19 protein-coding genes are annotated in these 21264 nt (G+C 56.5%); 3 read left to right on the top strand and 16 right to left on the bottom strand.

All coding sequences use genetic code 11. From position 1 onward, the window contains the following. Positions 1-21 precede the first annotated feature (21 nt). The 14 genes from ACAF76_RS05235 to ACAF76_RS05170 form a co-directional block, all read right to left on the bottom strand. On the bottom strand, positions 22-843 hold the full coding sequence (locus ACAF76_RS05235; RefSeq protein ID WP_400162848.1) for a WecB/TagA/CpsF family glycosyltransferase: 822 nt from the start codon (positions 841-843) through the stop codon (positions 22-24). Beyond that, a complete protein-coding gene (locus tag ACAF76_RS05230; RefSeq protein ID WP_400162847.1) occupies positions 825-1901 on the bottom strand; it encodes an NAD-dependent epimerase/dehydratase family protein in 1077 nt (358 codons plus the stop codon). The genes ACAF76_RS05235 and ACAF76_RS05230 overlap by 19 nt, the downstream gene beginning before the upstream one ends. After that, a complete protein-coding gene (locus tag ACAF76_RS05225; protein WP_400162846.1) occupies positions 1889-3091 on the bottom strand; it encodes a glycosyltransferase family 4 protein in 1203 nt (400 codons plus the stop codon). The genes ACAF76_RS05230 and ACAF76_RS05225 overlap by 13 nt, the downstream gene beginning before the upstream one ends. Next, positions 3088-4608 (bottom strand): hypothetical protein, encoded by a 1521-nt coding sequence (locus ACAF76_RS05220; RefSeq protein ID WP_400162845.1) that lies wholly within the window; start codon positions 4606-4608, stop codon positions 3088-3090. The genes ACAF76_RS05225 and ACAF76_RS05220 overlap by 4 nt, the downstream gene beginning before the upstream one ends. A gap of 15 nt (positions 4609-4623) precedes the next feature. Continuing rightward, positions 4624-5586, bottom strand: a complete 963-nt coding sequence (locus tag ACAF76_RS05215) for a GDP-mannose 4,6-dehydratase (protein WP_400162844.1) — start codon at positions 5584-5586, stop codon at positions 4624-4626. 34 nt (positions 5587-5620) lie between these two features. Beyond that, positions 5621-6547, bottom strand: a complete 927-nt coding sequence (locus ACAF76_RS05210) for a glycosyltransferase family 2 protein (RefSeq protein ID WP_400162843.1) — start codon at positions 6545-6547, stop codon at positions 5621-5623. Between the two features lie 5 nt (positions 6548-6552). Continuing rightward, positions 6553-7866, bottom strand: coding sequence for an O-antigen ligase family protein (locus ACAF76_RS05205; protein ID WP_400162842.1), 1314 nt, complete (start codon positions 7864-7866; stop codon positions 6553-6555). Positions 7867-7868: 2 nt separating this feature from the next. Further along, positions 7869-9191, bottom strand: coding sequence for an oligosaccharide flippase family protein (locus tag ACAF76_RS05200; protein ID WP_400162841.1), 1323 nt, complete (start codon positions 9189-9191; stop codon positions 7869-7871). Next, entirely contained in the window at positions 9185-9820 is a 636-nt protein-coding gene (locus ACAF76_RS05195; RefSeq protein ID WP_400162840.1) for a sugar transferase, read from the bottom strand. Before ACAF76_RS05195 ends, ACAF76_RS05200 begins: the two co-directional genes overlap by 7 nt. Next, entirely contained in the window at positions 9799-10701 is a 903-nt protein-coding gene (gene galU / locus ACAF76_RS05190) for a UTP--glucose-1-phosphate uridylyltransferase GalU (RefSeq protein WP_400162839.1), read from the bottom strand. Before galU ends, ACAF76_RS05195 begins: the two co-directional genes overlap by 22 nt. Next, complete coding sequence (locus ACAF76_RS05185; protein WP_400162838.1) at positions 10685-11383, bottom strand: YveK family protein; 699 nt, start codon at positions 11381-11383, stop codon at positions 10685-10687. The genes galU and ACAF76_RS05185 overlap by 17 nt, the downstream gene beginning before the upstream one ends. Before the next feature lie 188 nt (positions 11384-11571). Then, positions 11572-12561, bottom strand: a complete 990-nt coding sequence (locus tag ACAF76_RS05180; protein ID WP_400162837.1) for an LCP family protein — start codon at positions 12559-12561, stop codon at positions 11572-11574. A gap of 155 nt (positions 12562-12716) precedes the next feature. Continuing rightward, complete coding sequence (locus tag ACAF76_RS05175) at positions 12717-13118, bottom strand: hypothetical protein (protein ID WP_400162836.1); 402 nt, start codon at positions 13116-13118, stop codon at positions 12717-12719. 25 nt (positions 13119-13143) lie between these two features. Further along, a complete protein-coding gene (locus ACAF76_RS05170) occupies positions 13144-15963 on the bottom strand; it encodes a DNA translocase FtsK (RefSeq protein ID WP_400162835.1) in 2820 nt (939 codons plus the stop codon). A 170-nt stretch (positions 15964-16133) separates the two neighbouring features. Here ACAF76_RS05170 and ACAF76_RS05165 point away from each other — a divergent pair, with 170 nt between their 5' ends. Beyond that, positions 16134-17438 carry a hypothetical protein gene (locus ACAF76_RS05165; RefSeq protein ID WP_400162834.1) on the top strand — a complete coding sequence of 435 codons (1305 nt, stop codon included), beginning with the start codon at positions 16134-16136 and terminating at the stop codon, positions 17436-17438. Positions 17439-17514: 76 nt separating this feature from the next. Here the strand turns inward: ACAF76_RS05165 and ACAF76_RS05160 are convergent, their stop codons facing one another. Continuing rightward, positions 17515-18291 (bottom strand): inositol monophosphatase family protein, encoded by a 777-nt coding sequence (locus tag ACAF76_RS05160; RefSeq protein WP_400162871.1) that lies wholly within the window; start codon positions 18289-18291, stop codon positions 17515-17517. A 108-nt stretch (positions 18292-18399) separates the two neighbouring features. Here ACAF76_RS05160 and ACAF76_RS05155 point away from each other — a divergent pair, with 108 nt between their 5' ends. Further along, the gene (locus tag ACAF76_RS05155) at positions 18400-18777 is read left to right on the top strand and encodes a hypothetical protein (protein WP_400162833.1); all 378 of its coding nucleotides are present in this window, start codon (positions 18400-18402) and stop codon (positions 18775-18777) included. A 69-nt stretch (positions 18778-18846) separates the two neighbouring features. On the opposite strand, the gene ACAF76_RS05150 is transcribed toward ACAF76_RS05155, so the two are convergent. Then, complete coding sequence (locus tag ACAF76_RS05150; protein WP_400162832.1) at positions 18847-19323, bottom strand: PaaI family thioesterase; 477 nt, start codon at positions 19321-19323, stop codon at positions 18847-18849. Between the two features lie 208 nt (positions 19324-19531). Between ACAF76_RS05150 and ilvD the strand changes: the two genes are divergently transcribed. Further along, positions 19532-21208: a dihydroxy-acid dehydratase gene (gene ilvD, locus ACAF76_RS05145; RefSeq protein WP_400162831.1), complete on the top strand. Its 1677-nt coding sequence runs from the start codon at positions 19532-19534 to the stop codon at positions 21206-21208. Positions 21209-21264 lie beyond the last annotated feature (56 nt).

Raw genomic sequence — 21264 nt, 5'->3', positions numbered from 1 at the left:
CTTAGTCCCGCTTCCTCTCCATCAGCCAAACGACTCCTCCCGCTCATGTCTGTCAGGCAGGACGACCTGTTTTCGCTTCCAGCCGAGCGCTTCTTGGGCCAATGCCCACAGAAACAGCGGATTTAGCACGACGTAGCGGCGCCAGAGCCGCCTCGGTTCGCAAATCAAGCGAAACAGCCACTCCAGTCCACTGCGCTGCATCCAGTGCGGCGCTTGCGGCAGGTGCCCGGCATGAAATGCAAAGGCGGCTCCAACAGCCAACAACGGCATCGACAGCTCCTCCCGGTATTCGTACACCCATGCCTCCTGTCGCGGGCAGCCCAGCCCGACCAGCACGATTTTCGCGCCGCTCTCCCGGATTGTCGCGACCACCTCCCGCTTTTCCTCAGGCGACAGTCGGCGAAAACGGGATTGACTCGCACCAGCGATCACCAGCCCGGGATACTTGGCGGACAAATTGTTGACGAGGGCTTCCAGCATCTCGCTCGTGCTGCCGTACAGATAGATGGGCATCCCTTCGCGGGCAGCCGCTTCCACTACGCGCAGCGTCAGCTCCGGCCCGTATACCCGTTCAGGCAGACGTACATCGTGCAGCAGCCGCAATCCCCAGCGAACCGGCTGTCCGTCGGGTACGATCAGGTCCAGACCGTTTAGTCTGCGCTGCTGCATCTCGTCGAGAAAGCCGCACATCACCCCGTGGACCGCCAGCGCCGAGACAGCGAGCGGCTTCTCCTCCCGGGCGTGGGCCATGATCTGCTGCACGGCGTATTCGTAGTCGACGGCGGCAATCCGAATCCCCAAAAGCGGGTAGATGCCGTAATTGATCATCGCGAATAACACCATCTTTCCTTGTTTTCCTCGACCATCTCCTCGATGATCGTCCTGATCGGATAGCGCACCTGCCAGTCCGGATACTGGCGCATGAATTTTTCCAGGCTGCTGACGTACCAGATGTGATCCCCGGTCCGGTGCTGATCGCTGTACTGAACGGCCATCTCCCGTCCTGTGATCTTCTCCGTAAGCTCGATCGCTTCCAGCACGGATATGTTGGAGTAAATCCCGCCGCCCATATTGTAGACCTCTCCTGGTTTTGGCGGATTCGCATGCACTGCGTGGATGGCGCTGACGACATCCCGGGCGTGGATGACATCGCGGACCTGTTTTCCTTTGTAGCCGATCACCGTGTACGGCGTCCCGGTCATCGCGCATTTTACCAGGTAGTTGACGAACCCGTGCAGCGGAACTCCAGCCTGTCTGGAACCGCTCAGGACGCCTCCGCGAAAGCAGACCGTGCGCAGCCCAAAGTAGCGGCCGTACTCCTGCACCAGCAGGTCGGCAGCCAGCTTGGACACGCCAAACAGCGAATGCAGGCTCTGATCGACTTCCATGTCCTCCGCAATTCCCGCCTGATACGGGTGGCCCGGCTCGATCTCCCATCTCGTGGCTCCTTCGCGCAGGGGCAGAAGATTGGGCCTGTCGCCGTACACTTTGTTCGTCGAAGTGAAGAGAAACACCGCTTCCGGTGCGTACGTCCGCATCGCTTCCAAAAGATGCAGCGTGCCTGTCGCGTTGACCGAGAAATCAGTGGTCGGATCTTTGGCCGCCCAATCGTGCGAGGGCTGGGCAGCGGTGTGTACGATCAGGGAAATGTCGCTGCCGTAGCGGGAAAAAATGCGCTCCAGCTCCGTGCGATCGCGGATGTCCGTATCGTAATGCGCGTAATGGTGCCGATGCGCAGCGAGCAGGCGGGAGCGATTCCACAGCGTCGATCCCTCCTCGCCAAAAAAAGTCTGCCGCATGTTGTTGTCGATCCCGACGACCTGGTACCCTTTTTCCGCATAAAACTGCGCCGTCTCCGACCCGATCAGGCCGGCCGATCCCGTGATCACTACGACTGCCATACTCCCTTTCCTCCTTCTGTTGGCGCCATGTCCCATTCTGCCGCACGCAGCGCACGGCAGATTCCATGCGCGAACCTGTCCGCCATCTCTTCTACCGTATATGTGAGGCTCGCCCGGCGGCAGCCTGCCTGCAGGCTGTCCAGCGCCTCCGCATCGGTCAAAAGCCGCACTACCTGCTCGGCGTACGCGGCGCTGTCTTCTGCGTCTTCCAGCATTACGCCGTTTTCCTGATTGCGCAAATAGGCGATTTCCGGGCTGTGGTAGGGAAGGCGTGTCGTGACCAGCGGCACTCCCAGCGCAAACGTATCCAGCACGGCCAGACCGACCAGTCCCGGCATGAGAAACAGCTTGGAAATGAGATAGTACGGGACTTTTTCCGTGTCGAATTTCGGTCCTGCGTAGTGAATCCAGTCATGGCGGGCCGCCGCTTCTTTCACCAGACCCTCATCCTCGCCCGCTCCGATAAAAATCATCTGAAAGTCGGGGACGCTTTCCCGGATGCGCTGGCAGGCCTCAAGCAAAAACGGAATGCGCTTCTCCGGGTACATCGCTCCTGTAAACAGGCATGCATGCTGGCTCTTGATCCCGAGCGATTGGGCAAACTGGCGCAACCGCTCCTCGTCCCACTTCGCCCTCTCCTCAACCAACTGGCGCGTATCGATCGCATTTTGCACGTCGCAGATGCGCTCTTCGGGAAATCCCAGTTCCTTGACTACTTGCGCGCTTCGCTGATTGTAGGCAAACCACCAGTGCACATGCCGCGACATCCAGGACTTCAGCCTCTCTCCGATCCAGCTCGCCCGGTGCGTCTGAAAGTTGATGCCATGTCCCCAAAATGCGAGCTTGCGGATGCCGACCGATTGCTGCAGCATCAGCCAGTAATTGAGCAAAAGTTTGCTCGCCTGCTCCACGATCACGAGATCTGTATCCTTGAGCAGCTTTGTGCAGGGCTGCCAGTACAGCTCTCGCCTTCCCAGCCGAAACAGCCTGTTTTGGATTTTGTGCGCCCACGGCAGTTCGATCGAGTCGCGCTTGCTCGCTTCCGTCTGGCCAGGCTGTCCGTAGATCAGCAAAAACTCGATTTCTTGCTCTTCCAGCCGTTCTTTCAGCAGTTCGTAGAAGCGACGCCTGTACTGCGGCAGCGACTTGTAGACGATCGCCACTCGCGGACGCTTTGTTCGTTGATTCAAGTCGTCTCCTCCTTGCGCGGGCTCCCCAGCAAGCCCGTGATTTGCCGCCACGCCTCATAGCCGTAATACGACCCGCCTTGCACCATTTTTTTCGCTATATACTTCCACCGTTTCCAACCCGACAGCGGGTTGACCTGCTCCTCCAAAAGCTCTGGCCACATCTGCCTGATCATCTCCCGGTACAGGCGGTTGCGCGCCCCGTACGGATGCTGTACGGCGAGCAGCGTGCTCAGCAACTGACGGTTGTTGAACGGGGCAAACTCCTCAACGGCAATATCCTGCTCGGAGACGTGCATCGCCCCCCAGTTTCCGGAGATTTGTTCCCACTCAAAGAGCGTTAGCAGCCTGATGCCCTTGTCCGCTGCAGGACTGATCTCCCTCAGCCACTGCTCGTAGTGGCGAATCGCGTACGGCTGCGCGCCCAACTGGATGTGTCTGGCCAAAAACCTGCCATCCAGCTTCCGGTTCGGGTGGTAGTCGCAGTACGTTTCCCTGGCAATCTCGCTGTTGTTGCCGCTGACATTGACCTTTCCCTGGGCGTGCAAAAAATGATGGTACAAAATATGTGACTTGGGAAGATCGCGCATTTGCGCATTGTACCGGTTTATCTCTACAAACGATTCGTCCATGTCCCCGGTGGCATCGTGAATGTGCAGGGTCAGCCCGACACGCGGCAACAGTCGGGAAGGGATCTCCACGTCTGGGGAACTGCGCGGCAATCCGGGATGAACGCTGATGTAGTAGTGCACACGATCGCTGATCTCCCTGCTTGCCGCCAAAAGCACCCGGCTGTCCCAGCCCGCCGTCACCGGAAGCATCAGATCAGCGCGATCGGCAATCGCCCTCATCGAGCCTTGCAGGATCGCGATGGCGCGGCGCACGGTTTCGCCTGGCTCCAGCGGCTCGAGCCGTTCTGCCGGCCAGTAGCGCGTGACCTGTCCGCTGCCCAGATCGAGTGCGTGATTCGGCTGCAAATGACGGATGCCGATGTAAGGCGATTCATCTCCTGGCCATATTCCTTCTGCCTTGCGATACTCTGGCGAAGCGAGAAAGGCTGCCAGCTCCGCGCTGTCGTCCCGCTTCGCGCCGATCTGGGCGGCCAATGTCCCCGCCTGCGAAGCGCACCAGACTCCGTCCGGGCAGACGGCGTAGAAAACCTGCCTCATCCCGCAGGCGTCATGCAGCAGTCTGAACCCGGTCTGATCGCGAGAGAGCACAATCCAACGACCGCCGATTGGTTCGAGCTGGCGGATCAGCTCCTCCCACGAACTGCTCTGGTCCGCTACGTGCTGCAGTATATCCCGGTCTCCCCACTGCGGATTACGCGGGTCGATCATGTATCCGAGCAGCGTAAGCTCCCTTAGCGGCGTCTGTACCTGTACGACCTCCAGATCGGGATGGGCGGTGAGGTACAGCTTCGGGGCAAGCGAGATACGCTGCCAACCAGCTTCATCCACGTACCGGGAGCCGATGACAAACTGCCGCCGGTAGCGAAGCCGTTCTCGTTCTTCCATCATCTGAACCTCTCCCTCCTACTTCACTCTCACCATCATCTGCTCCCTGTACGCCTTGATTGTACGCTCCAGCCCTTCCTCAAGCGAGACGACCGGCGACCAGCCGAGCAGCCTTTTTGCCTTTTCGATGACCGGACGGCGCACCTTGGGATCGTCAGCAGGCAAGGGATGAAACGTAATTTCGCTGTCGGAGCGACTCATTTTCTTGATCGTCCGGGCGAGGTCGAGGATCGCGTGTTCATCGGGATTGCCGATGTTGATCACCTGCCCGGTCGCCTCGTCCTTCTCCATCATCAACTGCAGGGCGCGTACACAATCATCCACGTAGCAAAAGGACCTCGTCTGGCTGCCGTCGCCATATACGGTGATCGGCGCTCCCGTCAATGCCTGGGTGACGAAATTGGAGATGACCCGCCCGTCGTCGTTGCGCAATCCGGCCGCGTATGTATTGAAAATCCGCGCTACCTTGACGCGCACCCCCAATCGATGGAAATACTCGTAGCACAATACCTCGCCCAGCCGCTTCGCTTCGTCGTAGCAAGCCCTTGGTCCCCACGTATTGACGTTGCCGCAGTAGACTTCCGGTTGGGGGTGGATCAGCGGATCGCCGTACGCTTCGCTCGTACTGGCAAACAGCATGACAGCCTCATAGCGCCGGGCCAGTTCCAGCATCTGCTCGGTTCCCCGCGTGTTGGCGTGGATCGTGGCGAAGGGGGCGTTTTGGTAAAACACCGGAGATGCAGGGGAAGCGAGGTGGTAAATTTCCCGCACATCGTGAAGTACCTCCATCCGCAGTACAGCCGGATCGGAGACATCGCATTGGTGAAACTGAAATGATGGATGGCTGCTGGCAAACCGGATGTTTTCCAGGCGCCCCGAAGACAGGTTGTCGATGCCAACCACCCGTTTCCCCCGGGACAACAGTTCCTTCAGCAGATGCGAGCCGAGAAAGCCGGCCACACCTGTAATCAGCGTTTTCATCCACGCCCCTCCTGTCAGCGATTTGACCCCGGTTTCAGCTTCCGTGGGTCTGTCTGTATTCCTCATAACGACGGCCCATGACCCCATTGACCATCCCTGCTCCCAGACAGATGCTGCGCAGGGATTTGATCAGCCAGACGCGTCTGCCGAACACGCCGGGTACGAGCAGCACGATCCCCGCCCCGATATGCGCGATCCCTTTCGCCGCCCGAAGCAGCGCAGTCAGCACGCCCTGCTGCAAATCCCGCTCGCACAGCGAGTACGTATTCCCGTAGCGGTAGGAGCGCTGCAACAGCCAGCTCATCGTCGTCCGGCTGGCAGGCACCCATTCATGGACGATCGCTTCGTCGGCCCAGACGATCCGATGCCCCTGCTGCCGGATGCGCAAAAAGAAATGGGTGTCTTCTCCGCCGGAAAGACCGTACCGCTCATCAAAGCGGTTAGCAGGAGAGGCAAACAATGCGGTGGTCAGCAGGACGTTCCCTGTCCTCGCCAGGTCCATGGAAAATCCCGTTGGGTAACGGGGCCGCTCGTAAAAACCGCCCTGTATGCTCCAGTCAGGCGCCTCGCTGCCAAGCACCGGCAACACCGGTCCTGTGACTACAGAAGCGCCGTAGCGACTCTGCACATCGAGCAAGTGATCCAGCCAGCCTGGCTCGGGCACTTCATCATCGTCCAGAAATGCCAGAAAATCGTCTCTTTCCCGCGCGAGCTCGATCGCCCGATTGCGTCCGTGAGAAATCCCGCGACGCGGCTCGTGATGCCATTCCAGCGGCCAGCGGTACGTCGCCTGCAAAAGTTCACAGCATGCGCGGGCCCCAGCCTCCGGATCGTTGTCGATGACCAGTACGCGCACGGTGGGGACGGGCATTTTGGCGAATACAAGCTGCTCCAGCCCGTTCAACAGGCGGCGCAAACCGTCCAGCCGCTTGTAGCTGAGTATGCAGACTGCCACCTTCACCGTCTCTATCCCTCCAGTCCTGCCGACGCTTTCGTTCGTCTCTTTTGTTCCGTCTGATACTTACCAGGCAGCAAAAAGCCGAGGACGAGAAATAGCGTCCAGAAAAAGCTGTTGTGGTCGATCAGCGTGGTTTCGGTCAAATTGCACAGCACCAGGTAGATCAGAAACAACTGCGGCCACAGCCCTTCCCAACGGTTCCTTTTCAGCCAGTATTGCGCCTTGACGATTCGCTGCACAAAGCTCAGCAGAACAATCGCCAAGCCGATCAGCCCAAGCTCGACTGCTGCGTCGAGAAAGCCGTTGTGCGCGTTGGGAGGCTCCCACATCGATACCATCCAGACGTAAGAAGAATCGCCCTCCCAGCCCAGCCAAAAGCCGCTGTACCCATAGCCGAGCCAAAGTCGCTCGCGCAGCAACTCAGCGACGATAGACCACAGCTCGGTCCTGCCCGTCAGCGTCAGGTCCCGGCCCAGGGATGCCAGCAAGCCTTCCGCATGGGGAATGACGAGCAGCACGAAAGCCGTCAGCGCAAAGCAGACCGACATCCAGATCAAAAGCTGCAAATACGGACTCCAGCGAAACGTACAGAGCACCGGAATCGCCAGCAGCAAAAACGCAAACACGACAAACGCAGTGCGCGATCCGGACATGAACAAAAGCGTCGTGCACAGCGCAAAACCGCCGAGTGCGATCCAACGCGGCCACTGCTGCGTCAAGGCTGCGATCAACGAGAGGATCGCTCCCAGGCACATCAGCCTGCCCAACTGATTTTTATGGGAAAAGATGCCGCGCCAGGCGTTGCTTCCTTCGTGCAGCATTACCCCTTTATCAGGCAGCAGAACGGCGACGAACAGGCTGCACAAGGCCCCGATCAGCAGCGCATTGACCACGAGGTGAAACAATTCCCGCATCGTAAAGCGCGCCGCGATGTAAATCGCCACCAGATTCGTACCGAGAAAAGCGACCGCCCGCCGCAGCGTGATGTCCGGCGCAGCCGACCAGAGCACCGACAGCAACACCATGAGCAACAAGGCGAGGGAAAGCTTGTCTCGATCGAGAATGGCCCGCGCGCTTTTGGCGTGAACCATCAGCAGCACGGCGGCAATTCCGTAGATCACTATCCAGATCATCTGCAAAAGACTGTTTCCTTCCGCCACGCTCTCCATTTGTCCCGCCTGGAAAAAAGGAAAAAACGCCTGTGCAAAAAACAGAAATACAACGATGACAAATAGCTGTTCCGCCTGTTTCAGCCGATCCTTTTTCTGCTCCGGCTCTCCCTTTCTCACTGCGCTACTCTCCAGCGTCACTTCAGCTTGCACGATCAGCCTCCCTCATTGGTCAAATGCCCCTTTTGCTGCCCGCTTCTCTCTCTTTTCAGCAAATAGCCGATCATCGCCCAGTACAAGCCGCACAGCATGACATCTCCGACAATGCTGACGGCAATCGCCCCGCCCCAGGCGTACAAAGGGACAATGAGAATGTGCAACCCTGTCACAACTACCGCGACCAGCACCTGGACACCTGTGCGCCAGCCCTGAAATCCCGCTCCGGTCAATGCGTCTGCGGCAAACACGTGCATCCCCTTGAGCAGCGGAATGATCGCCATCCACTGAATCGCTTCCACGGCAGACCGGTACTCGTCACCCAATACCCAGGGTATCAACGGCGCAGCCAGCCACAAGCCAAGCCATGCCAGCCCGCAGTAGACGAGCGAGAGGAGCAGCAACCTGCTTGCGTAGCTGACGCTTTTTCCAAGTCCGTGAACCCCCTCTTGAAAGAAGCGGGGAAAAGCAGCGTCCATCAGCGCATAGACCGGCGTCAGCGCCACGTCGACGATCCGGCTTGCCGCCGCATAGATGCCCGCGTGCTCGGCTGTAGAGTAGCGCAGCAGCACCGTTTTTCCGACGTCGGAGTACAGCGCCAGCGACGATTGGCTGATGGAAAAGGCGCTCCCTGCACGCAGCTCTGTGACCAGCTTGCGCAGCTTGATCGCCGGCCGTCCCAACTCCTTGGTCACGAGCCCAAGGGAGATGCTTGCTGCGACCACCGTCGACAAAAGGTAGAGCAACGCCCAGCTCTCCACGCCCTGATCCGTCACGACAAACACGAGCAGCACGGCTGCCAGCAGTCGGGTCGCCCCGATGAGAACATTGAGCTGTGCCGTACGCTGAAGCTGTTCGAATGCCTGATACGCTTTTCCGCTGATCTCCAGCAGACGGTATCCGATCAAGTCAGACAGGGCAATGCAGACAATCAAGAGCGGACTGATCGTTCCGGAAAAGAGCATCACGCCCATCCCAAGCGCGATTCCCGTCAATATCGTGCCCGACAGTGCCGTCATCACCAGTGAGTTGCCGAAATATTCGGGAAAGCATTGCCTGTCGCGCGAGACGTGCATGACCAAAAGCTCCCCTCTTCCCAGGCTGGAAAAAGGAGTCAGCACCGCGATCAGAGCAACTACCCCGATAAAAAGTCCGTACCCGTCAGCTCCGAGCATCCGGGCGATGATGACAAAGTAGGCCATCTGCATCATCAGCTTCGTGCCTTCACCCAGCAGCATCCACAGCGTGTTTGCTACCAGGATCCTATCCATCGTTCTCCAGGCCTGCATGCGCTTGATCCACGCCAACGCACTTGCTAGCACGTGTTGCTCCTGAACATTACGCCCGCTGTCCTGCATATGATTTTCAGGTCGGTACGAAAGGAAATCTGCTGCATATAGGCCAGATCGTGATGCAGGTTGGCATGGATCGGTTTACGCCGGTCCTCGCTGATTTGCCACAGCCCGGTCAAGCCCGGCTTCACCAGCAAGCGCTGCCTCTCCAGCCAGGTGTACTCCTGGTCGACGATGCTTTTTTGTTCCGGACGGGGACCGACAAAGCTCATCTCGCCGCGCAAAATATTGAACAGCTGCGGCAGTTCGTCCAGGCTGCTCGCGCGCAGAATGCGTCCGAGGCGGGTCACTCTCGCGTCTCGCGAAGAAATCGGGGAGACGCCTTGCTTGGGCACATGTTCGTGCATCGTGCGAAACTTGTATATCCAAAACTCCTTGCCGTGCTTGCCAACGCGTACTTGCCGGAACAGCACCTTCCCAGGCGAGTCGATGTACACCAGTAGTGCCAGCGCCAAAAATAACGGGAACAGCAGCACCACCAGCAGAAACGCAAGCGTGTAATCAAATCCGGCCTTCCCGTAGCTCGTGTAAAAGGTTTCGATCGGCATTGCCTGCCGTCTGTCTTCGATTTTCCCCTCTACCCTACCGGTTGTTTCCAAAGCTTGCTCACTTCCCTTTCCTTGACAAGGGCCAGATAGCGCCCAAACTCCCGGCTCAACTCGACGTTTTTCATCGCGTACTCTACTGTCGCTTTGAGAAAGCCGAACTTGCTGCCTACGTCATACATCACGCCATCGTAGCGGTACGCCAGCACTTTTTGCTCCTGCGCCAGCACCTGCAGCGCGTCTGTCAACTGGATCTCGCCGCTGGCGTCCGGGTTGCTGTGGGAAAGAATCTCGAAAATCCGCGGGTCCAGCAAATAGCGCCCTGTAATTGCCAGATTAGATGGCGGGTTCTGCTTCGGCTTTTCCACCAGTTGAAGCACCAGGTCGAGGCGATCGCTGAGCGTGACTCCCTGGATGACGCCGTAATTCTGCACTTCTTCCGGGCTGACCGCTTCCACCGCGATCACACTGGTCTGCTCTTCTTCATACACCTCGATCATCTGCTGCAGGCAGGGTACCTGGCTATCGATCAGCATGTCGCCGAGAAGCACGGCAAACGGCTCGTTGCCAATGAATTTGCGTGCGCACCATACCGCATGTCCCAATCCTCGCGCTTCCTTCTGCCGGATAAAGTGAATCTCGACCATATTGGTAAGTCCATCCACGATCTCATGCAGTTCCTTTTGCGAGCGCTCCATCAGCTTCGTTTCCAGCTCGTAGTTTTTGTCGAAATGGTCTTCGATCGCACGTTTGCTTCTCCCCGTCACGATGATGATGTCTTCAATGCCCGAGTTCACAGCCTCCTCCACGATATACTGGATCGTCGGCTTATCCACGATCGGCAGCATCTCCTTGGGCATCGCCTTGGTAGCGGGCAAAAAGCGTGTCCCAAGTCCTGCCGCGGGAATGACCGCTTTCTTAATCTGCTTCTTCACAATCATTGCTCCTTTCGGAATGAACTCGCTCTGTATTGGTATCTTGTTTTGCCAACTGCCCGTGTTTTCGAGCCTGCTTTTTTTGCATCGCCTCCCTTGCCTCCACGACGATCAGCGTAAAAGCCATGAAAAACAGGCCGACGAAAAAAGCGGCAGCCATGTTGAGCATCGGCTTGGGTGACGCGGGCTGCACCTCCTCGTAAAACTTTGCCTCATCGATGATGACGACGTTGTCCATGTTCATAAACAAGTTGACGTTTTCAGAAAAGGAACGGGAAAATTCGTTTACAATCCGTACAGCCATCTCGGGGTCCGGGTCAGAATACGTAAGTGTAATAATGAAGGAGATGTTGGAGGTGTTGACATCGAGCTTCTCCAGGAGGGCTTCTGGTGTGAGGGGTAAATCCAGCTTGCTGATGACGTCCTGGGCAATTTTTCGCGTCTGAATCAGTCCGCTGTAAGTCTTGATCAGTTGCTGATTGCTCAGAATGCTTGTATAAAGGTCTTGCTTCTCCAATGCCTGAGGTCGTACTAGAAGCGTAGTCGACGCTTCATATGTGGGAACCATGACAACATAGCTGATGAACCCTGAAACCGCAACACAAACGAGAGGGATCGTCGTCATTAGAATCCAGCGCTTGCGCAACGCTTGCAAGATCAGGAGCACAAACTCCAGACTCATCCGTACAGTTCCCCCTTTTTGAGGCTGACCATAGCAGCATTCACTCCTTGCTTTCCATCTGCGTTTGCACCGTTTTTCACCCTCTTCGGATCTGTATGGATTAGTCCAATTTCCCTATGCTATGCTCCATTTATATGTACAAAACTTCGGGTTATACGTCAGTTGGTACCGGCAAAAATAAAACTTTTTTATGAGTCTATTGCTCTTGTCGGACCGGTGCCCGCCTCATCCGCGGACCGTTGTTGGGGCAGCAGAAACTGGTCGATTCGCTGTTGTATCCGCTGGCGTTCGCTGTCCGGTACGATGTAGTAGTAGACCCCGCCAATCAGGGCGCTACTGCCCGTGATGTCGACCACTTCGATCGTTTCCAGCGAATCGCGGTAGGCAAACAGCATCGCTTTCATATCGTCATAGGTCAGATTTGTCTTCAGGTTGTTGGCGACGGTCGCAAGCACTTGATCCAGCTTTGTGAATGTGCCGGTTTGTTTAGCCTTGTCCATCAGCTGGCGAATGATCTGCTGCTGCCGTTTGTTCCGGCCGAGGTCTCCTTGTGGATCTTCATAGCGCATGCGCACGTACGCGAGTGCCGTATTCCCGTCCAATTGAATCATTCCTTGGGGGAAGTCGTAGCCCTCATACGAAAAGGCAAACGGGTTATCCACCGTGACGCCGCCAAGCGTGTCCACAATTTCGGAAAAGCCCTCCATGTTGACGTGAACGTAATAGTCGATTGGCGTGTCGAAAAAGTCCTGCACGGTCCCGACCGTCGAAGCGACGCCGCCCCAGCTATAGGCGTGATTGATCTTGTCCTCAAAGCCCCTGCCAGCGATTGTAGTACGTGTGTCCCGCGGGATGCTGATCATCAAGGACTGTTTTTTTTGCGGATGAAACGAAAGAAACATCAACGTGTCCGTCCTGCCTTTGTCGCCCTCCCGCTCATCTACACCGAACAGGAGAATGGTGATCGGCTTCTGCTCTGTTGTTTTTTTGCTCTTCTGGCGTTCGGGCGCTTCGGGAGGAACGGGCGCGGTACGGTCGGTTTGCGGCAATGGGGGCAGCGGCTCATAAATCTTGGCTGCCGTCTCTTTTACTTGTCCTACTGTCTGGTACAAGCTGATTCCCCCGATGATCGCACCGCCTGCCAGGACGACGAGCATGCCTTTTACGAACTTGTTCATGGGAAAGCATCTCCCCCTGCTTGTAATCGACGTGAGTCATTCCACTCACTACTAAGGTATTGCGCCCGGTCCACATTTACGAATGAAAAAAGACGATCCCCTCGTCTTTTCGACTGAGAGATCGTCCGTTTGTGTCCTGTATGGAGTTTGCCCGTTCAGACAACCCGTTTCAAATCGGGATTGTACCGTTTCACGTATTCGTAGATGTCCTCGCCGCGCAAAAGCATCTGCTCCAGTTCCGCCTTGCTCTTTCGCACGTGCTCCGCAAGCTGCTCCATGCCTTTGTCGATCCGTCTGATCGCCGCTTCCGGCAGGGTCAGGACGTGGGGAACGAGAAGCTGCACGTACCACGTTCCTTTTTCTTCTTCCGACACATCGATTTCGATCTCCATCTCCGGGGAATCGAATTCGTACAACAGGTTGAACAACGCTTCCCGGACTTCGCTGGCCATCGACGAGATGTTTACTTTTGCTACACCAAGATAATGCTCTTCGTTGAACAAGACGAGCTGGTCCGTGATCTGCTGATACGTTTTGAACAATGGGTTACCTTGCATGGGGTCATCCTCCATTTCGATTTGATCAGAGCAATGTCGAACCTTCCACGACGGCCTGGGCGTCTTCGGGCGTGATCAGCACAGCTCGCGCCTTGCCGCCGTTTTGCCCGGACACGTAGCCGTCCGCTTCCATCATTTCGATCAGCCGTGCCGCGCGGTTGTATCCGACCCGGAACCTGCGCTGCAAAGCCGAGGCAGACGCCTGGCCCTGCTCCGCCACGAACACGAGCGCTTCCAGGTAGAGCGGATCGTCGCCGGCATCATATGACTGCACCTGCTGCTCCAAATCTTCCTTGCTGAAGTAGTAGGAAGGTTTGCGCTGCTTTTTGATCATATGCGTGATCCGTTCAATCTCGTCATCGGAGACGAAGTTCCCTTGCAGGCGAACAGGCGTCGTTCCGCTTTCCAAAAACAGCATGTCGCCCCGTCCCAATAGGCGCTCCGCCCCTGACTGGTCGAGAATCGTCCGGGAATCGACCTGGGAGAATACAGCAAACGCGAGCCGCGTCGGCACATTCGCCTTGATGTTTCCGGTAATCACGTCGACGGATGGCCTTTGCGTGGCGAGCAGCAGGTGGATGCCGCAAGCACGCGCCTTTTGCGCAATGCGGATGATGCAATCCTCGACGTCCTGCGGGGACACCATCATCAGGTCGGCGAGCTCGTCGATGACAATGACGATATACGGCAGTTGGTCATCGGTAGTCTGGTTGTAGCGATCGATGTCACGCACTCCGGCGTCCACGAACAGCGCATAGCGCTTTTCCATTTCCTCTACTGCCCATTTCAGCGCGGCTGTGGCCTGTTTCGCTTCCGTCACGACAGGCGTGACCAGGTGAGGCAAATGGTTGTACGGTGCCAGCTCGACCATTTTCGGGTCGATCAGGAGCAGTCGCACCTGCTCGGGTGTCGCCTTGAACAGCAGGCTGACAATGATCGAATTGATGCAGACGCTTTTTCCTGATCCGGTCGCACCGGCGATCAGACCGTGCGGCATTTTTTTGATGTCGGCGATGATCGGCTCACCGCCGATGTCCATGCCCAGCGCGACTGCGAGCGGCGACGGATGCTTTTGGAATGTCTCCGAACCGATAATCTTCTCGATCAGCACCGGCTGACTGGACAAGTTGGGTACCTCGATCCCGATCGCATTGCGTCCGGGGATCGGCGCTTCGATGCGGATGTCCTTGGCCGCCAGGTTGAGCTTGATGTCATCCACCAGGCTGGTGATCTTGTTCACCTTCACCCCGGGCGCCGGCTGCAGTTCGAAGCGGGTCACGGACGGGCCTTTGACGATGCCGACGACCTGTGCGCTCACGTTGAAGTTAGCCAGCGTCTCCTCCAGCAAAATTTGCTGCAACTGCGTATGCTCGTCGTCATCTGCCTGCGGCGGCGGGCTCGGGTTGAGCAAGTCCAACGGCGGCAGTGCATACGCTGGCGATTCCGCAGTAGCAGGAGCCACAGACGTCGCCGCCACTTCCTCTCGCGCTTTTGTCACTGCCTCACGCACTTCCTCTTGTGCCTGAGCTTCCTGTACTGCCTCAGTGTCCGGTACTGCCTCCGCAACCTTCGTTGCTTCTGTATTCTGCTCATCTGTATTCTGCTCGTCCATCGTTGCTGCTTCCTGGCCTGCTTCCGGGGGAGTCATCATTTCACGTTCGTCGCGTTCAAAGTCAGCCTCTTCTTCTGCTGCCTGCTCCATCTCCCATTGTACGGCTTCTTCCTCCCAGCCGTGCTGCTCCTGCTGGATCGCAGAAGATGTCGGCGTTTCCGCCTCGTACGGCTCCGGTAGCCCTGCTTGCTCCGTCCAACCATCGTCCTGCGCATCGGGCTCGTCTTCGTCATGTGGCTCATTCTGATTCGCTTCAGACAGTTCTTCCTCTTCCAACTGCGCGCCAGCTTCTGGCACTTCCTCGGCCTGCATCACGACACCCGCTGGTGCTTGTACATCCTGACTGGAAAACGGGAACGCAGCTTCTTCCTCGTCGTGCGCTGATGTTTCCGCTCTTTCTGCATCGGGGTCTGTCTGCACGTACAGCTCGTTTTCTGCCTGAGGTGCAGCATCCGGCTCTTCGTCTTGCTGCCCGTATGCAGCCTCTGCTGCATCCTCGCCTGGAAGCACGTCTTCCCGCAACGCTTCCGCAGGCGGCTTGTCCTCCCGAATCTCTTCCTTCACCAGCTCGTCCGAAAGCCGCCCGGACTGCTTCGACTGCTCCCACTGCCTGATCTGGCTCAGCATCTCTTCTTGTTCCAATCGGGGATAGACGACTCCCGCGGTCGTATGTATGCGATGTTCCGTTTCTTTGGTAGAAGGCGTAATTTTCCCGTACACCGGCGAGACGATCTCCGACGGCGTGTATGCGCGCTTTTCTCCGGACGCGGGAACGGGCGGGATGCGCCTGGACTGTGTCCCCTGCTGGTGCTGCTCCTCAAAACGCGAGGGATTGCGCGGAGGGCGCACCGGCTGTGCAACCGCATCCTGGACTCGCGCGGCTTCTTCCTTCGCCGCAGCAGGCTTTGCCATCGGCTCGTATTCGGGAATCTTGCGCTCGCGCATCGGGCGCTCCGCCTCACGCTCTCTTGCTGGCGCATCTGTCCGGTTCGCTGTTTGCGCGCGCTTCTTCACCTGATAGTCGTCGGGTACGACCGGAAAGCGGAATTGCCGCGCTCTTTCCTCCCGAGATTCGTATGTCGTCCGAGCAGCTTCCCGCTCCTTCGGAAAAATGCTTTTCGTTTTTGCCTGGAGCTGACGATGAGAAGCCGGCAGTGGCCGAACATCCTCGCTCTCCCGCTGTTCTTCTTCACCGCGTATATAACTCATCAGCTTTTGCAGCCACGCCCACATGTTGCAACGTCCTTTCTCAAAACATTCCCTTTGTTTCCCTTTCATCTTACCATGAAACTGTATTCATTTAGGTAGATTCTGATTTTTTTACTGAATTTCGAAACCTTTTGCCTAGTTAACACGTAAAACTATGTGGGTAATACAACCATACACTTGGGGAGGTAAACTATATGTGGAAAAAGGGGAGCGCCCTGCTGTTGGCAGGTACGCTCGTATTGACGGGATGTGCCGGCGAGGCTTCGCTGGTACGCGATGCCATTGTCACTACGATTGAAAAACCAAACTATGATTACGAGGGCACAGTCAAACTGACCGGTGATCTCGACAAATTGCCTGAATTGATGGGCGAACCAACGGACGCCCAAGGATTGGCTCTGCTGGAAGCACTCAAAGCTGGCGTAACAGTCAAAGGCTCGCAGCTTGACCTCGAAAACGTCCAGGCGATCTTCGAAGTAAACGATGACAAACTGCTGCGCGACAACAACCTGTGGACAGGAGACGACAAGGCTGCGGTCGAGTTGATCCTGAACGGCGACAACATGTTTGCAAAATCGCCACTCGACAGCAAGTACCTGATGATTTCTGCCAGCCCTACTGATTTGGCAGCACTTGGCGGCTCCGAGCAAGTCGACGCTGCGAAGCTGAAAGAGTACCAGGACAAAATCAACGAGCTGACCATCGAGTTCGTGAAAAATTACGTCTCGAAGTACGGCTACAAACTGAACAACGTGGAAAACCTGGGCGCCGCAACGGTAGAACTGCCAAACGGCGAGACAGCAGAAACCACTCATATCGCGATCAAGCTGGACGCAAAAGAACTGGTGAACATGTTCTTCTACACAGCGAACGACGCGGTTGCCAATGAAGAAGTGAAAGCATTTGCGATCGACCTGATGGTACTGAGCGCTTCCCTGCAGGAAGAGCTGTTCCCGGAAGAAGGTCGCACGACAGACGCTGAAAAACGCGCACTGGCTGAAGAAACAGTAGCGCTTGGTCTGGAATCGGCAAAAGCATGGTTGGCAGAAGTCGGCCCTGTATACACCCCTGACAAGATCGTAGAAGAAATGAAAGCAGCCGGACTGCATGCCATCGACTGGAACGTAGAGTTCTACGTAACAGAAGACAAGCTGCCAGTAAAACAAGTGAGCGAGCTGAGCGTCACCTTCCAAAACGAAGCGATGGAAGCTCCGATCACGCTGGGTCTGTACGCTGACCAATTCGCGTACAACTTTGACAATGCAACCAAGTACGAAATCCCGACAGCAGATGCCGGTGTAACCTTGGAGCAATTGTACGAAGATGAAGCAGCAATCAACGGTTTCAGCGACAAAGGTTTCTTCCGCACCTTCGTTCAATCGATGGTAGACGATTACAAGATGCAAAAAGAGTGGGAACTGGAATGGGAGAAAGAACTGGAAGCACTGGAAGCCGCAGAGGCTGAAGAGGTTGCAGAAACAGTTGAAGTTACGCAATAAGGCATCCGCAACAGCAAAAAGCACGAAGCCATGTACAATGGCCTCGTGCTTTTTTCATCGTTTCTCTCCTGCCGTCCTATTCCACGATCAGGCTGCTGATCTTTTCGTGCAGCGGGCCGTTGCTCGCGACCAGTGACGTATCGTCCTCGTCGCGAAACGGCTGATGGCGATACGGATTGCCCTGCCAATCGGTAATCGTCGCTCCCGCTTCCCGGGCGATGACGATGCCAGCCGCCACGTCCATGATGCCGGAGCGCTGCATGACGATGTAGTCCAGCCATCCGTTGGCGAGCAGGCACCAGTCCAATGCCGGTGCGATGTTGCGCATCAGCCGCTTGGTCTCGGTGACAAACGGCTGGGTAAAGCGAAACTCCTCTTCTTTTGTCACCGTGTCCCGACCGCGAATGTACGTGCCTACAGCCTTGCGAAGATCGGTGCGCCGGTTTACCGACAGCGGCTTTCCGTTCAGATAGGCGCCCTTGCCTTTTTGCGCCCAGAACAGTTGGTTCGCTACCGGATTGTAGATGACTCCCAGTACCAGATCACCGGCATGCTGCAAGGCGATGGAGACAGAGAAATACGGAAATCCGATAAAGTAGTTGTTGGTACCGTCGAGCGGATCGACCACCCATAAATACTCGTCTTCACGCGGGACCATCCCGACCTCTTCCGAAAAAATCGTATGCGTGGGGAATTGGCGCTGAAGCACCTCGATTATCCGCCGCTCGCTTTCTTTGTCCTCCGGCAATTTCACGTCATTGTGCAGTTCTTCATCCGGGACGTGCGTTTCGAGAAATCGGCTCTGCAAGTAGTCGCCTGCCTGCAACGCCGCTTCTTTTGCGATTTCCAGCATTTTTTCCATATCGATTACACTCTCCTGTGTCGATTTGGCTTGCGCGTATGTGGGAAACGTAACTATGATAGAGAGACACCCTACTACCGCTGATTGGAGGGGAAATGTTTGAACAATGATTTCATCCGTCTCAAGCAGCTTGAAGGTGAACTCAAGCTGACACAGATGAACAAGGACCTGGGCTGCTCCGTCACCAGCAAGGAGCTGGTGTTTTTTAAACCGCATATGACCTACCATCTGTTTTTGCACGATATAATCAGCGTCGTCCCGGCCACGCGGGAGTCTTTCCCCGTCGCCTATCTCCATCGCGGACAGGAGGCACGTCCCTTCTTTTCCGCCGACTCGTACAAGCTGGTCGCAAAATGGGTACGCATCGTCTCCCGCTCCGGTATCGTAGAGAGGGAGAACATGGAGTTCATCGTCCCTCTGTCTGACAAGATGCTGTCGTATATTTCCCAATACAGCGGACTGATGGTCATCCGCTAGCCCATCCTCCCGACCGGGAAGATGGAAAACCTCTATCCAACGCAAGCCTGCTTGCGGATAGAGGTTTTTTTATGGCTGTCTCGTCAGCACCATGAATGAGCCGGTTCCGTGCGCCAAGCGCTTGTTTCGCTCGTTGTAGACGCTACATTCGAGCACTGCCAGCGTCTGACCGCGATGGAGGAACCGCGCCTCGGCGCGAATACGCTCGCCTTTTCCCGGCCGCAGGTAGTTGACCTTGAGCTCGGTCGTCACAGCGTACTGATTGGAGGACAAAGAACGGTTGATCAACGAGCCCATCGTGGAGTCGATCAACGTAGCCACGATGCCTCCGTGAACCACGCCTCTGGCATTGAGCATAAAGGGCGTAAGCGGAATCTCAAAGCAGTATGTACTCTCGTCGAGAAATTCGCCTTGCAAGCCGAGGAAGCCTGAGATAAAGGCGCTGTTCCGCTCACGCTTCTGGCGGATCGCCTGGACGGCAAGCTGCAAAATCTCGCGCTCCTCCTCGCTTCCGCCTTCCCATAATTCTTGAATCTCTTCTACCATGTTCACTCCACTCCAACTCATGCCATTTTTATTCATTGTAGAGGAATTCACCCTCGATTTCCACGCTGCAATCTGCTGTGAAGTGCTGGAACAAGCAGGATACCGAACGAATGTTCAGACTTTTACGGTTGTTTCTACTGTACGAATAGTGATAAGATAATGCAAAATAGAAGACTGCTATTATGAAGTAGGAAGGGAGATTTTTCAAGTGGCTAAACTCCGTAGTGACATGATCACAAAAGGCTTTGACCGCGCTCCCCATCGCAGCTTGCTGCGTGCGGCAGGGGTCAAGGATGAAGATTTCGACAAACCATTTATTGCGATCTGCAACTCGTATATCGACATTATCCCCGGTCACGTGCATTTGCAGGAGTTCGGGAAAATCGTGAAAGAAGCGGTACGTGCAGCCGGCATGGTTCCGTTTGAATTCAATACAATCGGTGTGGACGACGGAATTGCCATGGGACATATCGGCATGCGCTACTCCCTGCCAAGCCGTGAAGTCATCGCTGACAGCCTGGAAACCGTGGTCGCCGCTCACTGGTTCGACGGGATGATCTGTATCCCCAACTGTGACAAGATCACGCCCGGAATGATCATGGGTGCGCTGCGCGTCAACATTCCAACCGTGTTTGTTACAGGTGGACCGATGAAAGCCGGGAAAACCAGCGATGGACGCTCGATCTCGCTCTCTTCCGTATTCGAAGGCGTCGGCGCGCATCAGGCCGGCTTGATCGACGACAATCAACTGGACGAGCTGGAGCGTTACGGCTGTCCGACATGCGGCTCCTGTTCCGGCATGTTTACCGCCAACTCGATGAACTGTCTCTTGGAAGCGCTCGGATTGGCCCTGCCAGGCAACGGTACCGTACTCGCCGTCTCGCCGGAGCGCAAAGAGCTGGTCAAAGCGACAGCCGAGAAGTTGAAACACCTGATCGCACAAGACATCAAACCGCGCGATATCGTGACGAAGGAAGCGATCGATGACGCTTTTGCCCTCGACATGGCGATGGGCGGCTCCACCAACACGGTACTGCACACGCTGGCGATCGCCCAGGAAGCAGGCGTCGAGTATCCGATCGAACGCATCAACGAAGTAGCGAAGCGCGTTCCACACATTTGCAAGCTGGCTCCCGCTTCCGACTACCATATCGAAGACTGCCACGCAGCAGGCGGCGTCTCTGCCATCCTGCGGGAGATTTCCAGAAAAGAAGGCGCGATTCACCCCGACCGCATCACGGTCACTGGCAAAACATTGGGTGAAAACATCGCCAACGCAGAAATCACCAATGAGCAAGTCATTCGCCGTCTGGAAAACCCGTACAGCGAATCCGGCGGCTTGTCGGTTCTCTTCGGAAACCTGGCCGAGCAAGGCTCGATCATCAAAACGGGCGGCGTCGATCCGTCGATCAAACGCCATGAAGGACCTGCGATCTGCTTTGACTCCCAAGAGGAGGCACTGGCGGGCATCGCGGCAGGAAAGATCAAGTCAGGCCACGTCGTCGTAATCCGCTACGAAGGGCCAAAAGGCGGTCCGGGCATGCCGGAAATGCTCGCGCCTACGTCGCAAATCGTCGGTATGGGACTGGGCAAGGAAGTAGCCCTCGTTACGGACGGACGTTTCTCCGGCGCATCCCGCGGGATCAGCATCGGACACGTCTCTCCAGAAGCTGCGGAAGGCGGCACGATCGCGTTCGTCCAGGATGGCGACATCATCTCCATCGATCTTGTGGAGCGCACCATCCAGCTTCACGTCGATCCGGAAGAGCTGGCTCGCCGCAAAGAAGGCTGGAAAGGCTTTGAGCCAAAAGTAAAAACAGGCTACCTCGCCCGCTACTCCAAGCTCGTAACCAATGCCAGCATGGGCGGCGTGCTCAAAATCTAATCGCCCGCTACCCAGACGGGACAAAAAAATGGCTATCCCCTGCAACAGCAGACGGG

Origin of the sequence: Brevibacillus sp. TJ4 (assembly GCF_044627595.2) — a bacterium.
In the GTDB taxonomy this organism is placed as follows: domain Bacteria; phylum Bacillota; class Bacilli; order Brevibacillales; family Brevibacillaceae; genus Brevibacillus.
Note: the sequence above shows the minus strand (reverse complement) of the source record. Positions and strands in the feature narration are given on the sequence as shown.